This is a genomic window from Mesorhizobium shangrilense (assembly GCF_040537815.1).
Classification (GTDB): Bacteria; Pseudomonadota; Alphaproteobacteria; order Rhizobiales; family Rhizobiaceae; genus Mesorhizobium; species Mesorhizobium shangrilense.
This window is the reverse complement of record NZ_JBEWSZ010000001.1, coordinates 3,717,821-3,734,922: the sequence shown is the minus strand read 5'-3', so window position 1 is coordinate 3,734,922 and position 17,102 is coordinate 3,717,821. Positions and strand designations below refer to the sequence as shown.

Annotated in this window: 15 protein-coding genes; 11 read left to right on the top strand and 4 right to left on the bottom strand. The window is 60.1% G+C overall.

Annotated features, from left to right (window positions below):
- The 3 genes from ABVQ20_RS18225 to ABVQ20_RS18215 all read left to right on the top strand — a co-directional run bounded on the left by ABVQ20_RS18225 (position 1) and on the right by ABVQ20_RS18215 (position 2,263).
- Positions 1–210, top strand: a complete 210-nt coding sequence (locus ABVQ20_RS18225) for a hypothetical protein (protein WP_354460891.1) — start codon at positions 1–3, stop codon at positions 208–210.
- A gap of 225 nt (positions 211–435) precedes the next feature.
- Positions 436–1,485, top strand: a complete 1,050-nt coding sequence (locus ABVQ20_RS18220) for a sugar phosphate isomerase/epimerase family protein (protein WP_354460890.1) — start codon at positions 436–438, stop codon at positions 1,483–1,485.
- Positions 1,478–2,263: an inositol monophosphatase family protein gene (locus ABVQ20_RS18215; RefSeq protein ID WP_354460889.1), complete on the top strand. Its 786-nt coding sequence runs from the start codon at positions 1,478–1,480 to the stop codon at positions 2,261–2,263. Before ABVQ20_RS18220 ends, ABVQ20_RS18215 begins: the two co-directional genes overlap by 8 nt.
- Positions 2,264–2,294: 31 nt before the next feature.
- On the opposite strand, the gene ABVQ20_RS18210 is transcribed toward ABVQ20_RS18215, so the two are convergent.
- Positions 2,295–3,131: a TOBE domain-containing protein gene (locus ABVQ20_RS18210; RefSeq protein ID WP_354460888.1), complete on the bottom strand. Its 837-nt coding sequence runs from the start codon at positions 3,129–3,131 to the stop codon at positions 2,295–2,297.
- Positions 3,132–3,340: 209 nt separating this feature from the next.
- Here ABVQ20_RS18210 and ABVQ20_RS18205 point away from each other — a divergent pair, with 209 nt between their 5' ends.
- The 7 genes from ABVQ20_RS18205 (at position 3,341) to ABVQ20_RS18175 (ending at position 11,258) form a co-directional block, all read left to right on the top strand.
- Entirely contained in the window at positions 3,341–4,396 is a 1,056-nt protein-coding gene (locus ABVQ20_RS18205) for an aromatic ring-hydroxylating oxygenase subunit alpha (protein WP_354460887.1), read from the top strand.
- 187 nt (positions 4,397–4,583) lie between these two features.
- Positions 4,584–5,483, top strand: coding sequence for a PDR/VanB family oxidoreductase (locus tag ABVQ20_RS18200; RefSeq protein ID WP_354460886.1), 900 nt, complete (start codon positions 4,584–4,586; stop codon positions 5,481–5,483).
- 12 nt (positions 5,484–5,495) lie between these two features.
- Positions 5,496–6,542, top strand: coding sequence for an adenosine deaminase (gene add / locus ABVQ20_RS18195; protein WP_354460885.1), 1,047 nt, complete (start codon positions 5,496–5,498; stop codon positions 6,540–6,542).
- 93 nt (positions 6,543–6,635) lie between these two features.
- Complete coding sequence (locus ABVQ20_RS18190) at positions 6,636–7,667, top strand: BMP family lipoprotein (protein ID WP_354460884.1); 1,032 nt, start codon at positions 6,636–6,638, stop codon at positions 7,665–7,667.
- A gap of 83 nt (positions 7,668–7,750) precedes the next feature.
- On the top strand, positions 7,751–9,265 hold the full coding sequence (locus ABVQ20_RS18185; protein WP_354460883.1) for an ABC transporter ATP-binding protein: 1,515 nt from the start codon (positions 7,751–7,753) through the stop codon (positions 9,263–9,265).
- Positions 9,262–10,329, top strand: a complete 1,068-nt coding sequence (locus ABVQ20_RS18180; RefSeq protein ID WP_354460882.1) for an ABC transporter permease — start codon at positions 9,262–9,264, stop codon at positions 10,327–10,329. Before ABVQ20_RS18185 ends, ABVQ20_RS18180 begins: the two co-directional genes overlap by 4 nt.
- On the top strand, positions 10,326–11,258 hold the full coding sequence (locus tag ABVQ20_RS18175; RefSeq protein ID WP_354460881.1) for an ABC transporter permease: 933 nt from the start codon (positions 10,326–10,328) through the stop codon (positions 11,256–11,258). Before ABVQ20_RS18180 ends, ABVQ20_RS18175 begins: the two co-directional genes overlap by 4 nt.
- Before the next feature lie 681 nt (positions 11,259–11,939).
- Here ABVQ20_RS18175 and ABVQ20_RS18170 read toward each other — a convergent pair.
- Positions 11,940–12,218, bottom strand: a complete 279-nt coding sequence (locus tag ABVQ20_RS18170) for a hypothetical protein (protein WP_354460880.1) — start codon at positions 12,216–12,218, stop codon at positions 11,940–11,942.
- A gap of 1,008 nt (positions 12,219–13,226) precedes the next feature.
- On the opposite strand from ABVQ20_RS18170, the gene ABVQ20_RS18165 reads away from it, so the two are divergent.
- Positions 13,227–14,378, top strand: a complete 1,152-nt coding sequence (locus ABVQ20_RS18165; protein WP_354460879.1) for a glycosyltransferase family 25 protein — start codon at positions 13,227–13,229, stop codon at positions 14,376–14,378.
- Between the two features lie 307 nt (positions 14,379–14,685).
- Here the strand turns inward: ABVQ20_RS18165 and ABVQ20_RS18160 are convergent, their stop codons facing one another.
- Together ABVQ20_RS18160 and ABVQ20_RS18155 are read right to left on the bottom strand one after the other, a co-directional pair.
- Positions 14,686–15,513 carry a plasmid partitioning protein RepB C-terminal domain-containing protein gene (locus ABVQ20_RS18160; protein ID WP_354460878.1) on the bottom strand — a complete coding sequence of 276 codons (828 nt, stop codon included), beginning with the start codon at positions 15,511–15,513 and terminating at the stop codon, positions 14,686–14,688.
- Positions 15,510–17,078 (bottom strand): recombinase family protein, encoded by a 1,569-nt coding sequence (locus ABVQ20_RS18155; protein WP_354460877.1) that lies wholly within the window; start codon positions 17,076–17,078, stop codon positions 15,510–15,512. The genes ABVQ20_RS18160 and ABVQ20_RS18155 overlap by 4 nt, the downstream gene beginning before the upstream one ends.
- Positions 17,079–17,102: the final 24 nt, after the last annotated feature.

Below are 17,102 nucleotides of genomic sequence, written 5' to 3'. Positions count from 1 at the left end.
ATGATCATTCGAGGCATCGGCCATGTGGTGGCTGGGCAGGCTTGCGGCGACGACCCCAGCGAGCACGACGAGGGATCGCCGGCCGAAGCCGGCAGCAGTTTCGTTCTCCTGCAATACATCTGGAGCACATATGCACGGTTGAAAGGCGAATCGTCGATCGGGCGGAAACGGCGCCATTCGCACTCTCCGGACAGCGTCCCGCAGGGATAGAAGTGGTATTGTGAAAACGTTATAAGTGGCCATCGGAAGCATTCCATTTTCTTGGCAGAATCCAGGCTGACCAAAATTTCGGAATGTTCACATGCCCTACAAGCCGACTCGCTGCGCGCCGTGTTGCCGCATTCCGCCGCCGCTTCTTGCCAAGGCATATTTCGCTGAGGAGGCTCGGCGATTGCGCGTGGTCGCGAATGACCGGTCGAGCGCGGAGCAGCCGTCGTGAACGGAACGCCCGCCATCCCGGTGATCGGCGACGATTGGCGCCGCAGGATCGAGAATCTGCCGGCGGACGTCCGCCGGCGCCTTGCCGGGCGGGCGGAAGCAGCGCCGCTGTTCGCCCACGCCTATGCCTTTCATCTCAACTTGCGCTTCGGCGGCATAAAGCCATTCGAACTGGCGGAATTCGCGCACCGTCATGGGCTTGCCGGCCTCAAGATTCATGTCGGCGACGGCGAGGAAGCCAGCCTGAACGCCATGTCTCGGGATGACCTTTGCACTTTCGGTGAACAGGTGCGGAAACTTGGCCTCGAAATCCATGTCGAAACGAGCACGACATCTCCCGACGGCTTGTCGGATGCTGTTGCGAGGGCGCTGGCCGTCGGCGCCAGTTCGCTTCGCTGCTATCCTCTCTACGAGGGGCGCATCTCGCAGATAATTTCGTGGACGATCGACGACCTGCGCCGGTTGCGGCGGTACGATCCCGACGGCAAGCTGCGCGTCACGCTCGAGCAGCACGAAGACCTCAGATCCGATGAGCTTGTACGGATTGTGAACGAGGTTGCGAATCCGAACCTCGGCCTGCTGTTCGACTTCGCCAATATGGTCAACGCCTATGAGCGGCCGCTGACGGCGCTTGCGTGCCAGGCGCCACATATCATGGAAGTCCATGTGAAGGACTGCCTGATCCAGGCGGATGGGGACGGCTGGGCGCATCTGGCCTGCGCTTCGGGGCATGGACATCTGCCGATGCACGCCATGCTGGTCGAGTTGCTCCTGCTGGGCCAGGACGAAGCACAGGTTCTCGCGTTCGGGCTGGAGGAGGAGGAGGGTTATTTCGCCCCGGCCTTGCGCTGGCCAGGGCAAGGGCCGGATCCGTTCATAGCGGCCCGGACTCCGAGCTTCACCGAAATCGGCTCGTCGAACCTCCACGAGAGGCTGAAGCAGGAGGCGGCGGCAGCGGCGGCCCAGGTGCGCACGATCAAATCGATGCTCCATGAAATCGCGGCGGAAGCGCGTCGCCGCAACCAATCGGATGGACACAATGGCTGAACTGGATTGTCCTCGGGATTTCCTCGAACTGGCGAACGGCATGGCGGACGCCGTGCGCGACATCGTCCGTCCGTATTTTCGTCAACGGCTGGCGGTCGATTCCAAGGCGGATTCCAGTCCGGTGACGATAGCCGACCGGGAGGCCGAAGCCGCGATGCGGCGGATGATCGCTGGGGCCTTTCCCGACCACGGCATTCGCGGCGAGGAGTTCGGCGCGCATCAGGCGCAGGCAGAATGGGTTTGGGTGCTCGATCCGATCGACGGCACGAAGTCCTTCATTTCAGGCTCGCTGGCTTTCGTCACCCAGATCGCGCTGCTGCACCGCGGCGTGCCTGTGCTCGGCATCATCGACCAGCCGATCACCTGCGAACGGTGGCTAGGGCAAAGAGGGGCAGCGACGGTGCTGAACGGCAAGCCAGTCCGCACCAGCGAAACCCGCGGTATCGAGCAGGCCATCGTCTACACGTCCGCGCTGGAGCAGTTCGACGAGGATCGCCGCAAGCGCTTTGCGGCGCTGGCTTCCAAAGTGCGTTTCACGCGCATGTCGCATGACGGCTATGCCGCCGGCCTGTTGGCCCTTGGCGGAGTGGACCTGCTGTTGGAAAGCAATGTGTTCGACTATGACATCATGCCCCAGATGCCGATCGTGCTGGGGGCGGGTGGTGTCGTTACCGACTGGAACGGACGGCCGCTCGGCGACAGGCAGAGCTTCGAAACCGTGCTGATGGCGGCCAACCGGGATTTACACCGCGCCGCGCTGGAATTGCTGCGGGGCTGAACGTCCCGCATCCGGCGCGGAACCTCCCGCTCTATGCGGCCAGCACCAGCAGATCGCGCTCGGACACGCTGATCTCGACAGGCGAGCCCACCTCGGGCGGCGGCGCGTCCGGGCGGTTGAACGTGTCTAGCGACACGACATGCTCGCCCACCGACACCCGCACGCGAATGACGGAGCCCAGGAAATGGACTCCGGCGATGCGGCCCGCGAGGACGACGCCGTGTCCGTCCCGCCGGCCGAGCGCCACCGTCTCCGGCCGCAGGGCAAGACTTACCTTGCCGCTGCCACCACCCGGCAGCGCCCGGTTGAGCGCGACAGGTACTTCGCCTACCCTGATCCTGCCGGTGGCGGCATCGAGCACCGAGGCGTCGATCAGGTTCAGCGTGCCGACGAATTGCGCCACGAAGCGCGTGGCGGGGCGGTTATAGATCTCGAAGGGCGTGCCGATCTGGTCGGCGATACCGAGCGCGTTGCGCAGCATGTTGAGATTGGAACCCGAGCCGGCGCCGAGCTCGACACCCAGACGCTGCATCGCCTCGACCCTTTGCGACAGCGGGATACGAGGCGACAGCGAACGCAGACGCAACGCCAGCGCTTCCGGCAAATCGCCGGCATATCCTTCGCACCAACTGACACGGGTGTTGCGACCCTCGGCATATTCGATGAACAGATTGCGCTCATTGCGGAAGAAACCGCAGCTGCGTGGTCCCATCACCGTTTCGTCGTCGTCGCAGAAAACTCGTGCCTTGCCTTCGTGGATGATCAGCAAGGTGACATAGCGTTCCTTGAGAGGGCCATAGACGCCTCCCGCCGGATATATCGCCTCGCCGAATATGAATCCGCGACCGCTGTCAATGAATGCGTGCATGGCCAGATCCTGCTCGCCACCTAGCATCTTTGTAACACGGCTAACCAGCGCTTCAAGGCTCGACGAGAGCGATCTTAATTACAGATATATTTTCGGCCACGGCAGGCATTCCGGGAAAATGGCGGTTGCGGGATACTTTCGCAGTTCGATCGAGGTCGTGGCGCTTCTACTCGGACAAGCCAGCGAGACTCGTCCCAAGGAGGAAGCGTGTGTTTCTGCCAGCCGACCATTCCAAGACCAAGGACGACCTGCCGCGCGGCTGCACATTTACGGCAAGCGACTGGCATATCCTTGCTTCGTTCTGGCATCCCGTCGCTTTTGTCCACGACATTGCCGACAAACCTATCCGGGCGAGGCTGCTCGATGTCGATCTGGTGATCTACAAGACGTCGGCCGGCATCACCGTTGCCCGTGACCTGTGCCCGCATCGCGGCACCCGCATCAGTGCCGGCTGGATGACAGACGATCAGATCGTTTGCCCGATGCACGGCCTGCATTTCAACCATGCCGGCGCCTGCTCGAAGATACCGTCGATAGCCAATTCGGAAGGGCGAATCCCGCCGAAGCTGAAACTCGAGACCTACGCCTCTGTCGAGCGCTACGGCATCGTCTGGGCTTGTCTCAAGAACGATCCGATATGGCAGCTGCCGGATTGGGAGGGCATCTCAAATCCTGATTTCAGAAAGGTTTATGTGCCGAGCGGCACCTGGTACGCTGCGGCCAGCCGGCATGTCGAAAACTTCAACGACGTGGCTCATTTCCCTTGGGTGCACACAAAGAGTTTCGGCGGCAGCACGGCCGACCCGATCCCGCCATACGAGGTCGAGCAGACCGACTATGGCTTGCGCTTCGAGCTGCCCTATCACGAGGGCTTCAACCGTTTCGACGACGGTGTCGAGGGCGACGAACGCGATGTGGTCTACACCTACGAGCTCACCTATCCGTTCTCGACCATCATCAAGATCGCGCCGCAGGGCGCGGGCTATGTCGTCTATTTCGCCGATACGGTGTGCCCTGTCTCGGCGCGCGAGACACGCATCTTCCAACTGATGACCGACACGACCGGCAATCCCGACGAGGATTATTGGATCAATGATGCGCTTCTCATCAACGACGAGGACAAGCCGATGGTCGAAGAGCAGCACCCGGAAGAGCTGCCGCTCGACCTCAGCCAGGAAATCCATGTGCCGTCGGATCGCATGTCACTCGAATACCGCCGTGGACTGGTCAAGCGATTTGGCCTCGGCGCGCCGATCGCGAGTTGATTGCGATGAGCACCGCAATTGGAGATATCGGATTGAAGTCATGACCGTCCGATCTGCATCAGCACCCGTTTCAACAGGAGGCATGACCTTGGGCCTGCTGGAAAACCGCAGGACGATGCCGCCGCTTGAGGCCGATGCGCGTCTGCGCCTTCGTGTCGTTGGCAGGCAGGACTGCGCGGAAGGCATCGTGGCCTTCGAACTGGCCGCCGCGGACAGCAGTGAGCTACCCGCCTTCACGGCTGGATCGCATATCGATCTCTACCTACCGGGCGGCATGACGCGGCAATACTCGCTGCGCAACGATCCGATCGAGCGCCACCGCTACTGCATCGGCGTGCTCCGCGAGGCCGCCGGACGTGGCGGCTCGGCCTACATGCACGACAGGCTGAAAGTTGGCGTCACGCTCGAAACCAGCCAGCCGCGCAATGCCTTTGAACTGGAGGAACAAGCGCCGTTCTCGGTACTGCTCGCCGGCGGCATCGGCATCACGCCGATCCTGTCGATGGCGCATCGGCTATCGGCGCTAGGGCGCGACTTTGCCTTTCACTATTGCGCACGCGGCATGTCCCGCATGGCTTTTCGCGATGAGATGCTGGCTTCGGCCTTTACCGGGAAGGTGCACTTCCATCTCGATGACGGGCCGGCGGAGCAGAAGCTGGATCTGCCGGCACTGCTCTCGCGCCGCCGACCGGGCGCACATCTCTATGCCTGCGGGCCGGCCGGCTTTCTCGATGCCGTGATTGCCGCCGCAAGCAATGCTTGGCCACCGGAAGCGGTCCATCGTGAGTATTTCGCAAATGCCGGGCGGATTCTGGCGAGCAAAGACAGATCGTTCCTCGTGACTCTTTCCAGCGACGGTCGCAGTTTTGAGGTCGCGCCGGGGCGTAGCATTGTCGACGTGCTCGGCGAAAACGGCGTCGAGATCCAGGTGTCCTGCGAGCAAGGTATCTGCGGCACCTGCGTGACACGCGTGATCTCAGGTGTGCCGGATCATCGCGATCTCGTGCTCACAGACAAGCAGCACGCCGACCGGATGACACCCTGTTGCTCGCGCGCATTGACCGATGAGCTGGTGTTGGATTTGTAGGAGGGAACGCCAATGACGCTGGAAGTATTCACACGGGCGCTGCCAAAGGCCGAGTTGCACCTGCATCTGGCTGGCGCCGTGAAGGCCGAAACATTTCTCAAGCTGGCGAAGAAGAACGGGATCGCTTTGCCGCAATTCGGCGAGGCCGAAGAGCTCTACCGTTACGACAATCTCGTCGACTTCCTGCAGATTTACGATCTCGTGGCGCGTTCCGTCGTCAGTTCAGACGATTTCCATCTGATCACCTATGAAGCGCTCGCCCATGTAGCCAATGCCGGTGGGCGCTATGTCGAGTTCTTCTTCAGCCCGCAGGTGCACCAGGACGTGGGCATCGGCTACCAGACCATGTTTTCAGGCATCCTGAAGGCCATGGACGATGCCGAAAGCGATTTTGGGCTGGTGTCGCGGCTCATCCCGGCCATCAACCGCGAACTCGCAATCGACCGCGCCTTCGAATTCCTCGATCTGGTGCTGCCGTTCCGCTCCGACAAGGTGATCGGCATCGGGCTCGACTATGACGAGGAACCATTTCCGCCAGCGCCCTTCAAACCCATTTACGATCGGGCAAAAAAGGCAGGCATGCGATTGACCGCGCATGCAGGCGAGGGCGGTCCCGCCGCTAACGTGGAAGACGCACTCGACCTGCTCTCGGTTGAACGCATCGACCACGGCTATCGGGTGATGGAGGACGCCGCTCTGGTCAAGCGATGCATCGACGAAGGCGTCGCCTTCACCGTCTGCCCGAGTTCGACGGTGATCCTGACCCATTGGCGGGATCTGACGGCCGCCGATCATCCTATCCGGGCCATGCTGGACGCAGGGCTCAAGCTGGTGGTCGACACTGACGACCCGCCGATGCTGCAGACGGACCTTGCCAGGGAATACCGGCTGCTTGCCGAGACCATGTCGCTCGATCGCAGGACACTTGCGGAGCTCGCGCTCAATTCTCTCGATGCGGCATGGCTTGATGATTCAACCAAGCGCGACTGGCGCGCCGCATGGTCGGCGGAGATAGACAGGCTGCTGGCCAGATCGGAGGATGCTTCGACGAATAGCTGAGATCAAATGCCGCCTGGGAGAGGCGGACCGGAAGACAAAACAAAAAAGAATGGGATGCAACCCAAAATAACCCCAGAGGAAAGGTAGAAACCTATGTTTATGATCTTCGTCAGAAGAGTGGCGGCACTGTCCGCGCTCGTCGTCGCTCTCATCGCTATCGGTCCAGGACTGGCAAGGGCCACCGAACCCGACAAACTCCGTGTCGCGGTGATCCTGTCCGCCGGAATTGAAAGCGGCTGGGACGGCACGCTTATCCAGGCGCTGGAACGAGTGAAAGCCAAGAAGCCGCATGGTCTCGACATCACCTGGAAGTACACTGACCCGTTATGGGGAGACGATGCCGGAGACGCAATGCGGCTGTTCGCCGAGAGCGGTCAGTATGACATCATCTGGGCTCACAGCACCTATTCGGACCAGGTGAAGAAGCTCAAGGACGAGTTTCCCAACATCTTGTTCGTCGTCGTCGGCTCCGGCAATGAAGGCCTCGGCGGCAACCAGTACTGGGTCTACAAGCGTGTGAATGAGCCAGCCTATCTGCTTGGTACCATCGCTGGCAAGATGACGAAGTCGAACAAGCTTGGCGTCGTCGGCACGTACCCGGCGGATGACGTGAATGATGAGATCAACGCCTTTTTCGCCGGCGCCAAGGCGGCAAATCCCAAGGTCGAGCGAACCGTCGCCTTCATCGAATCCTGGTATGATCCGGCCAAGGCCGCCGAATACACCTCTGCCCAGATCGCCACCGGCGCCGATTTGATCTTCCAGCTGACCGGCAACTTCAAGCCGTGTGAGGAAGCCAAGATCCTTTGCTTCGGCAACTTCCAGGATCAGCAGTCGTTTTCGCCCTCGACGGTACTGTCAAGCACGGTCGCCCTGTGGGATCCCGACGTGGAACACGTCATCGATGCATGGTGGGCCCACAAGGCCGAGGGCAAGCCCTATGCCGGCAACACCGACAAGCAATGGTTCTCGATGAAGGATGGTGGCTCGGCCATGGCGCCCTATGGCGAACTCGAGGCCAAGCTGCCGGACAACGTCCGCGCTGATGTCGAAGCACTGAAGGCCAAGATCATGGCGGGTACTTTCGAGGTTCCGGTCGACGTGTCGGATCCAAAGGCGCATTGATCCTTCAAGAGACCATTCGGCCGCGACGTGCCGCTGAGGCCGTCGTGGCCGCTGCTTCCGCCTCCAGCCCTTCGGAACTTGCCATGTCCACTGCCTTGCGTGTCGAAGGCTTGACCAAGCGTTTCGCTGGCGTTGCCGCCAACGACGATGTCGACTTCGATCTCCGTCCCGGGGAGATCCACTGCCTTTTTGGCGAAAATGGAGCTGGGAAGTCAACTCTCTCATCGTGCATCTTCGGCTTCTATCGCCCAGACAAGGGGCAGATATTTGTCCGTGACCAGCCTGTTCAGATCGCCTCGCCGATCGACGCGATCCGCCACGGCATCGGCATGGTGCACCAGCATTTCGTGCTGGTGCCGGAATTCACCGTGCTCGAGAACATCATTGTCGGCACCCAGCGCTCGGGCTGGCGGCTCAACGCAGCCGAGGCAAGGCAAAAGCTCAAGGCCATCTGCGATGGTTACGGCATCGACATCGATTTCGATGCCTATGTGTGGGAATTGCCGGTTGGCCGCCAGCAATGGGTGGAGATATTGAAGGCGCTCTACCTTGGCGCCGAGATCCTCATTCTCGATGAGCCGACGGCGGTGTTGACGCCGGCGGAGTCGCGCATCCTGTTCGATATCATGGGCAAGATGTGCGCACGGGGCCTGTCGATAATCCTCATCACCCACAAGCTGATCGAGGTCATGCAGTCCAACCGGGTCACGGTGCTGCGCAAGGGCAAGGTCGTGGCGACACTCAACACTGTCGAAACGTCTCCGGACGAGCTCGCCCGGCTGATGGTCGGCCGCGATGTCTCGTTCACGATCATGAAGCCGGAGCTGCAACCGGGCGAGACGGTGGTCGCCGTCAAGGGACTGATCGCGCTTGGACACTGGGGCGAGGCAGTATTGAAGGATGTTTCCTTTTCGGTGGCACGCCACGAGATTCTTGGTATCGCAGGCGTTGCCGGCAACGGGCAAAAGGAGCTGTTCGAGGTCCTGTGCGGGGTGCGTAAACCGCAGAGTGGCTCGATCCGGCTGATGGACGAGGAGATCGCCGGGCTCACTCCCCGCTGTCTAATGGACCGTGGTGTCGGACATATCCCGGATGATCGTTTCCGGGAGGGGCTGGTCCCGGAATTCAACGTTGCGGAAAACCTGGTGCTGGGCTGGCAGCGCAGCCCGAAATACCGCAGAGGCCCGCTGATAAACAGCAAGGCCATCACCAAGCTGTCACGAGAAATGATCGTCGAGTACCAGATCGCCACGCGTGACGAGAAGGTCGCGGCCGGAAAGCTGTCCGGAGGTAACGCGCAGAAGATTATCATCGCGCGTGAATTCCTGCATGCATCCGGTCTGATGCTCGCCAACCAGCCGACACGCGGTCTCGATGTCGGCGTCATCGAATATGTGCACGCGCAGCTGCTCAGGAAGCGCGCGGACGGGTTCGCCATCATCCTTGCCTCGGAGGAATTGAGTGACCTGTTCGGCCTCGCCGACCGCATCGCGGTCATGTTCAAGGGCGAGATCATGGGCATCGTCGATCCCAGGAACACGACCGTCGCAGAGGTGGGGGCCATGATGGCGGGACGCCGGGAGGAGATAATCCAATGATCCGTTTCGAACCGAGAACCGAGCGCGACAGCCTATGGACCGCCACGTCCTTCGCTATCGCCGTTGCCGCTGGACTTGCTGTGTCCGCCCTGCTGCTCGCCTCGACCGGCGCCGATGTCGGGCAGGTCTTTGCGGCACTCGTGCAAGGCGCGGTCGGGTCGCCAAAAGCAATGGCCACCACGCTGGTGAAGGCGACGCCGATCATCCTGACCGGGCTTGCCACCGTTATTGCCTTCAGGGCGCAGCTCTGGAGCATCGGTCAGGAAGGCCAGGTGTTTGCCGGCGCCATGGGCGGTTACCTCGGCGGGCAACTGCTGGCCGGCATGCCGCCGCTGCTATTTTTCCCGGGTGTGCTGGCGTCCGGCATGGCGGCCGGCATGGGGCTCGGCTGGCTTGCCGCCCAGTTGAGGAATCGCTTCGGCGTCAGCGAGATCATCTCGACGGTGATGCTGAATTACCTCGTCATCTATCTGCTGTCCTGGCTGCTGCAAGGCGGCCCGTGGGGCGAGCACGGTACCACCATCTCCTACCAGCAGTCGCCGATGCTTCCGGACGAGACTTTTCTGCCGGCTCTGTTCGGTAGCAACAGATTGCATGCAGGCGTGCTGTTGCCGTTTCTCGCTGCGGCTCTTTGCGCAGTGGTGATGTCGCGGACACCGCTTGGTTATGAGATCCGCGGCCTCGGCTACAATCCCGAGGCGCTGCGGCACAAGGGCGTCAACATTGCCCGCACCGTCACCATCATCCTGTTGACGAGCGGTGGTCTCGCTGCCCTTGCCGGTGCGACAGAGTTGTTTGGGGTGGCGCATCGGCTGCGGGCCGACAACCTTGTCGGCCTTGGATATACCGGCATCATCGTCGGTATGATCGGCGGCCTCAGGCCGCTCGGCACGGTCATGGCAGGACTGTTCTTCGGTGGGCTAGCGAGCGGCGCAGTCTACATGCGGGTGCTTGGCGATGTGCCGGCGTCACTCGTGCCGGCCATCCAGGGCATAACCCTGTTTTTCTTCCTTTGCGCCGGGGTGCTGGCGCGTTACCGCGTGGTGAGGGTTGCCGTCCAATGAGCCAGCTATTCCAGGAAGCAATCATCGTCAGCATCCTTGCCGCCACCATCCGCACCATGACGCCCCTGTTGTTTTCGGCGATGGGCGAGCTCATCACGCAGCGTGCCGGCATCTGGAACATGGGTGTGGAAGGCACGATGCTGACAGGCGCCTTTGCCGCCTACATCGCCGCAACGACGACAGGTTCGCTGTGGTTTGCGGTTCTCGCGGCGATCCTTGCCGGTGCCTTGATGGGCGCCATCATCGCCTTCATGACTGCGACCTTGCGCGTCGACCATTTCATCGCCGGCCTCGGGCTCAACCTGCTCGCCGGTGGGCTGACGCTCTATTGGTTCCAAAGCTACATCCAGGGCCGGGCGCAGCCGACATTTTCCGGTTTCCAGGACGTCGCCATCCCGATGCTTTCCGACATTCCGGTGATCGGGCCGATCCTGTTCTCGCAACGCGCGCTGACCTACGTCGCACTGTTTGTCGTGCCGCTGGTGTGGTTCCTGCTCTATCGCAGCCGCTACGGGCTCGAGTTGCGTTGCCTGGGCGAAAACCCCAAGGCGCTAGACGTCAAAGGCCTGAGCGTGACCGCCCGCCAGTTCGCTGCTGTGATGACCGGCAGCGCGCTCACGGGTCTCGGCGGCGGCTTCCTGATGCTCGGCTTTTCAGACCGCTTTCTCGCCGACTTCACGGCCGGGCGCGGCTGGATCGTCATCGTGGCCCTGATCGCGGGGAACTGGAAACCCAAGGGGGTGCTGATCGCGGTGATAGCCTTCGCCTTTCTCGAATCGCTCGCCACCCATCTACAGGTGCTCGGCGCACAAGTGCCGCACCAGTTGCTGCTGGCACTGCCTTACCTGGCGTCGATCGTGCTTCTCATGGGCGTTCGCTTCCGGACCGGCCAGCCGACGCGCCTCGGCATACCGTACAAGCGGGAGTGACCGTGTTGTGGACAATGGGCGAGCATGGGCAGTTGCTGAAGGCCACGTCGATGTCTCGCAAGGATACGGGAAGATTCCTGATCTTGACCCGCGAAAAAGATAATGAAGTCAATGATTTCGGTACATCTTCCGGTGCCGCCACAACATTGGGTTAGTTGCTAAAAAGCGCCATCGGCCCAAATCGTTTTAGGCCCGTTGTGGGCCCAGCGAAAAAGGCCTCGCGCGCGCCGCCCTTCATCTCTGTTCCGGCTCAATCGCTATTTGACTACGACTAGGGTTGTTCGCCGGCGTGTGGCATCGCCCGTTAGACTAGCCGCACGGGCTGGCCTGTTCAGGCGGCGAGCGAGGCTACTCTTCTAGGACTACTTAGTGTCATATCCAGCCGGCAACGCTCGGCACTCAACGGTCCTGATGGCGAGGGCTGAATGGCTGCTTTTGCCAGTAGGATGCGTGAAACCAGACTGACCGCTACCGGCCCCGAGGCTGCCGGACCGCAATGCGCCTCACGTCGGTCATTGCGGACTGTTATGCAGGTTCCCAAAAGCAGACGTCACAATTTCTTCGAATTGGCCGATAGTGTGAAATGGGACATTCACACTGAGGTCATCCCGATGCGACGCACCCCTCATGTTGATGAACCACAGAGGCGTGCGACCTTGCAGTGAGACTGCGCATAGCCCACTACGCCGACCAGCCTGGCCAGGCCGTGTCGATCATCGGCATGCCGTTGCAATAGAAGTCGTCCACGAACCGTCCCGTGGCCCTGTCTCGGCACCGCCAGATGAGCCTATAGTTCTGGCCGTAGAATTGGTCCCAGGCGACCCCGTATGCAGGGGGAGGCGGTGGGCGATAATATCCGCCACCGCCATACCCATTGTTGGCGGCGGCGCCGGCCGCAGCAGCTACGCCCGCGACCGCTATTCCAGTCGCCACCGCATTGTCGGTCTGTATGAGCCTCATGCATTTCTCGGCCGTTGCTCCTCGTCGTACGAGAAGGGCCGCAACTCGGGCTCGATATTGTTCGTCTGCACTGTTCGCCAGTGCATGGCATAGGCTGCTCGTGTTCGATGCTGTTAGATCAGCATCCGAAACAGTAGGATTTGTAGTGCAGCCGCTGATAAACAGGGCTGCACTGACAATGAGTGCTTTCGTTTTCATCGATTAGTCCCCCCACGAGAACAGTGAGGTAAATCGACTTCAGGTGTCCAGGGATTTATTCGTCACGCGCGAGATTTCCGTAGCCGGGCTCCTCGCTCCAACCGGACCTTTCCCAAGACTAAGGGCGTAGCGCGAGGAGTTACACTATTCCCCAACGCTGCCATAGCGTTTGCGGGACCTCTCGCGAGGCTGAACGCAGAGCCAGCTCAAGGATCACCGTGAGATTTTCTGCCGCTCGGATTCAGAATCCCCGTTTGACCGACGATTGTTCGACCACCAGACAAAGTACAAAGAGCCAATTTTCATGACGGGCACGCGCCGTTCACGTTCACGGTCTCGTAACTCCCTGTATATTTTCACCTTCAGTGTGCCGCCTGGCAGCCTGATGCGTACAGCCATTCGTAAATCCATATTATGTAATGGTTAACTAATATACTTTAACAACAAAATAGTCAATATATGGCCGATGACCATTTCTGTGTTGGTCTTAATGCAGAGCAGATCCGCGTGGTTCTGTGTTTCGAGGGGCCATTTTCAAGTCATGAGTCTGTAGGCAATTGCCGCGAGGATTGCCGCCTCAGGATGGCGATTGTCAAAACGGTGTTTGGGATCGGACGCGTATCACGTTGAATTCTTGGTCTTCCGGTCATGTGATCTCGCTGGTTGGTTCGTTGTAGCCGGAGCCAGGGACGGCTTCTGTGTCGCAGGAAGGACATCAAATTTCCCCAAGGCTTGAAAATCATTCGCCGGGGAGGGCGGCAGGTGCTGTCAATCCTGATGCTGCCGCCTATGCAGCCATGAGCGCAGGCGATGGAAGCAAGGGGCGCTGTTCAGATCCCGCATCGCGGTGATCACGAACAGGATGATGAACAGCACGACGAGCATCGCCACTCCTCCATCCACGAAGCCCATCTGAACTCCTCTTACACCGTGCCACGGCAACGCGCTGACAGGGACAAGGTTTCAGGAACAGCAGGGAATGTCGCAGAGGCGGCCGAAGCGAGCCTTGTTCTGGTGGCCAGGAACCCTTGGACTTGCTGTGCCGGCACGACCAGAAGATCGGCCTCATCAGGGCAGCGATCGGCGATCGAGTTCCATGTTCACCGGGCTTTGGCCGCAGGGGACTGGGCACGATGTGGCCGGCGTTCGCCTGGCGTGGAGAAACGGCCTGAGCGCCACCTCTGGATTTTCACGATCCGGAACAGTACAGACAGGGCCATGGCAGAATTTCCAACCGATAAAGTCTTTGTCCGCATATGCCACGTCAAGCGCGGCTACGAGGACCGAGAGCGTCACATCACGGCAGGCTTCGCGCCGCATGGCATTCCCGTAAATTGGTTCCTGGACTGGGACATCTCCGACATTTCCGCTGAGGAAAAAGCGCGGCGTGTCGATTCCGAGAAGCTGCTGCCTGCCGAAGTTTCATGCGCGATGAAACATATCGGCGTCTGGCAGGAGTTCCTGGCGAGCGGCTATCCCTACTGCCTTGTTTTCGAAGACGATGTCATTTTGTCCAACCGCTTCTGCCGGAAATTCAACGAAGGCCTGGCCGAATTCGCGGATCCAGATCGGAATGCCGTCGTCTATCTCGGCAATGGCGGAAATTATTACACAGCGCTGTGGCAATTGAAAAAAGGCAGGCATCTATATCCCGCGCCACACTGCCGCAACACGGATTCCTACCTGATCACGCGGCGTGTCGCGGAAGCGCGATGCGCCTGGTTTGCGGCCAACAAGATCACCTTGCCGATCGACCATCAGATCGATCGGATCGACGCCCAGAACGGCGTTGAGGTCCTTTGGTTCGAGCGCCCTATCGTCGAACAGGGCACGCAGAATGGAACGTTTTCCACCTCGATAGTCGGCCGAAAATCCCGCGCGCGCTTTTATCAGCGTCTGGAATGGAACTGGAAGAAATATCGGCGCCAGTTGTTTGGCTACACTTCCAGGCCCCAAAGGTAACCGGCAGCCAAACCGGAGCATCACGCCAGTGGTCTGAACCGGCGCCAAGCTCTTTTCAGCCCGCTTTTCGGAATGTTGCGGTGCATATAGTTTTCGAACCGGTGGGTTGGGCGTTTGGCACCATGATTGCGCATGTGCGCATCGACGCGTTTCTCAGCAGGCCGTCGACGCTCAATCGCAGTCATCGGAGAAGCGGATTATTAGGCGCGATGAGTGATCCGTGTAGTGTTGGCGCCTCAAAAGGAAATCCGGCAGTGCGCCGAACGGTCTTATCATCCGAAACGGCCCACGTTGGGATCGATCCCACCTATTTGAGGAAGGACACCGACAAATTGTGAAACTCTTCAAAATGGCCAGGAAAATTGCGCGCCAGATATCGCACCACCCTGGAATTATCCATCAGCCGGTCAAAATAGCGGCTGGCTGCGACAAGCTCCAGACCCACCTGGCCACGCTGTTCCACGGCGCCTAGAACCGCACGGCTCAGCCTGCCCAGATCGAGCACCATCGCGCCTCGCTTGCGTTCAGCCAGGTTGGCGATCGCTCTGGGATGGAAGTTCTTGGCCAGCTGAGCTTGTGGTGTAAGGGCGACGAGCATCCTTGCGTAGGTGGGCCTGACCCGGTCCATGGCCACCATCAGACGGACAATCTCCAATTGCCTGGCTGGAAGCGCCTTCTGGAGCAACCCGAAGATTTTCGGATGCACTGGGCTGTCCCGAAGCACGTCGAGGACGTCGGGGCAAATTCCGCTAACAGGTTCCCGGTTTTCGCCGGCGTCGGAAGGGGGTTTTCCAGGAGGGGAAAACATGTGCGGCTCGCCAGTCGCGCCTGATAACTTGTGTGCCAATGATATTGGCATTGTCACGAGCTCCTCGGACGCCAGAAGTACGCAAAATTTCTTGTCGCCTATCATCATTTCAAGTGCCCCGACGATGCTATCCAGGCGCCGTTCAGACTTTTCTGCTTTCGTTATGAAATCGCGCATGCGTTTGCATTCGGCCTCGTAGGTCGCCAAAAATTCGGGCGCAAAGAGCTTTGCCTTGGACCCTAGTTGGCCAGCAGCAATATTCCTTGCGTGCCTGTCGCCGCTGTTCTCCAGGGCGCGGTGAGCGGCATCTTTGGTCAAACTTTTCAAATCGGCACCATGCTCCCCACGGTCGCTCGCTCCGCCAGCCTCACAAGCGGGCCGAGAGTGGGAAAAATATAGGTGTCCAGCTGTGCCCCATTGATGACATGCAGTTTCGATCTGCCTGCGATCTCATGCGCAGGAGCAATCAGATAGTCCCGAATGATGAGATCCCCGGGATTCATTCGGATCAGGACGAGAATGTCCGGCAGTGGCTCCCGATCAGCCTTCGAAAACCAGTGTGGATAGCCGAAGGTGGAGCCCCTGCAGCGTCCTATTGTGATCGCTACCGTGATCTCCTCGTTGATCCGCAGGAGGTCCGCCTCCGTGTCATAGGTGACAACCCCGCCTTGCTTTTCAATCGCGGCCAGGAGATCCTGGATAACCTGGAGCCTGATCGTTTCTATGCGTCGGTTCACGAAGATGAAGCGGCAGCTCTTGAGCGGCTGGTATCCGATCAGCTCATAGGCTTTGACGATTGTTCCAAACCGCCAACTGTAGCGTGACGACGGTGGACAGTCGGGCGCGTCGTCGATGATCAAAGAGGACAAGGCGCCGCGACGGGCCAGAAGCGCCTTGAGCGCGGCGAGCATCTCGTCATTCGTCGTGTGACGATGGATAGTTTTAAGGACAGTCTGCGCTCGGTTGAACAGCTTGCGGTCGACGATCGGCTCCACAACGTTTTCCACCCGCACCCACTGTTCCGGGGGATTGCGGGTTGCATGGCTCTTGAGTCTTGTCGAACGTTTGTTCCAGACACTGTTGCCGATGTAGTTTTCGTTGGTCAGCAACGAGTGCACAGCCTCCCGCGTCCATGGGCGCCCCAGGTCGGATAGAACGCCGCGCGTGTTGAGCAGTCTTGCCATCTGCAGCTGTGTCTTCCGTGTTTTGACAAAGTGCGCAAAAATCCATCTCACCGTTGCGATCTCGTCAGGTGGTCCTAGGACCAGAACGATGCGGTCCGCCTGCAGGTTCTTGTACTCGAAGGATGGAAGGATGCCTTTCGGACGTCCATGTTGATCGACCAGTTGGCGGCGCAGGCCGAATCCTGCCTTTGCCCCCTGTCGGAACCCCATCCGGATCAGCCTCGCGTGGCCAATGAATGTTTTTTGCGAGAGCATGCGACTGTGCTCGGCCGCCATGCTGCGTTTGATGGCTTTGAGGACATCGGACCCGATGCTGCCGTCGTTTACGAACTGCTCGGCGCAAAATTCGATCCGGACGCCGGCCATCAGGCACCGGTACTCATACACGGCGCTTTCATCGATGTTCTGGAATCGTCCCCAGCGGCTGACATCGTATACCACGACTGTTTCGAAATCGGCTTTCCGGCTTTCCACGTCGGCCAGCAGCCGCTGAAGGCCGGGGCGGCCCCCGAGGTTGAGCCCGCTGCGACCGGCGTCCTCGTAAGTGGCGACAATGTCGTAGCCCATTATCTCGGCATAGTCGCGGATGGCATCCCTCTGGTTGTCGATCGAATAGGTCTGGTGCTCTGTCGACATTCGCAGATACTGCGCGGCGCGGATTCTAGGCTTGGATGCGGTCGCATTCGGCACCCCTGGATGTCTCTCCATCGCCTTTTCCCTGCCTGCACCGAG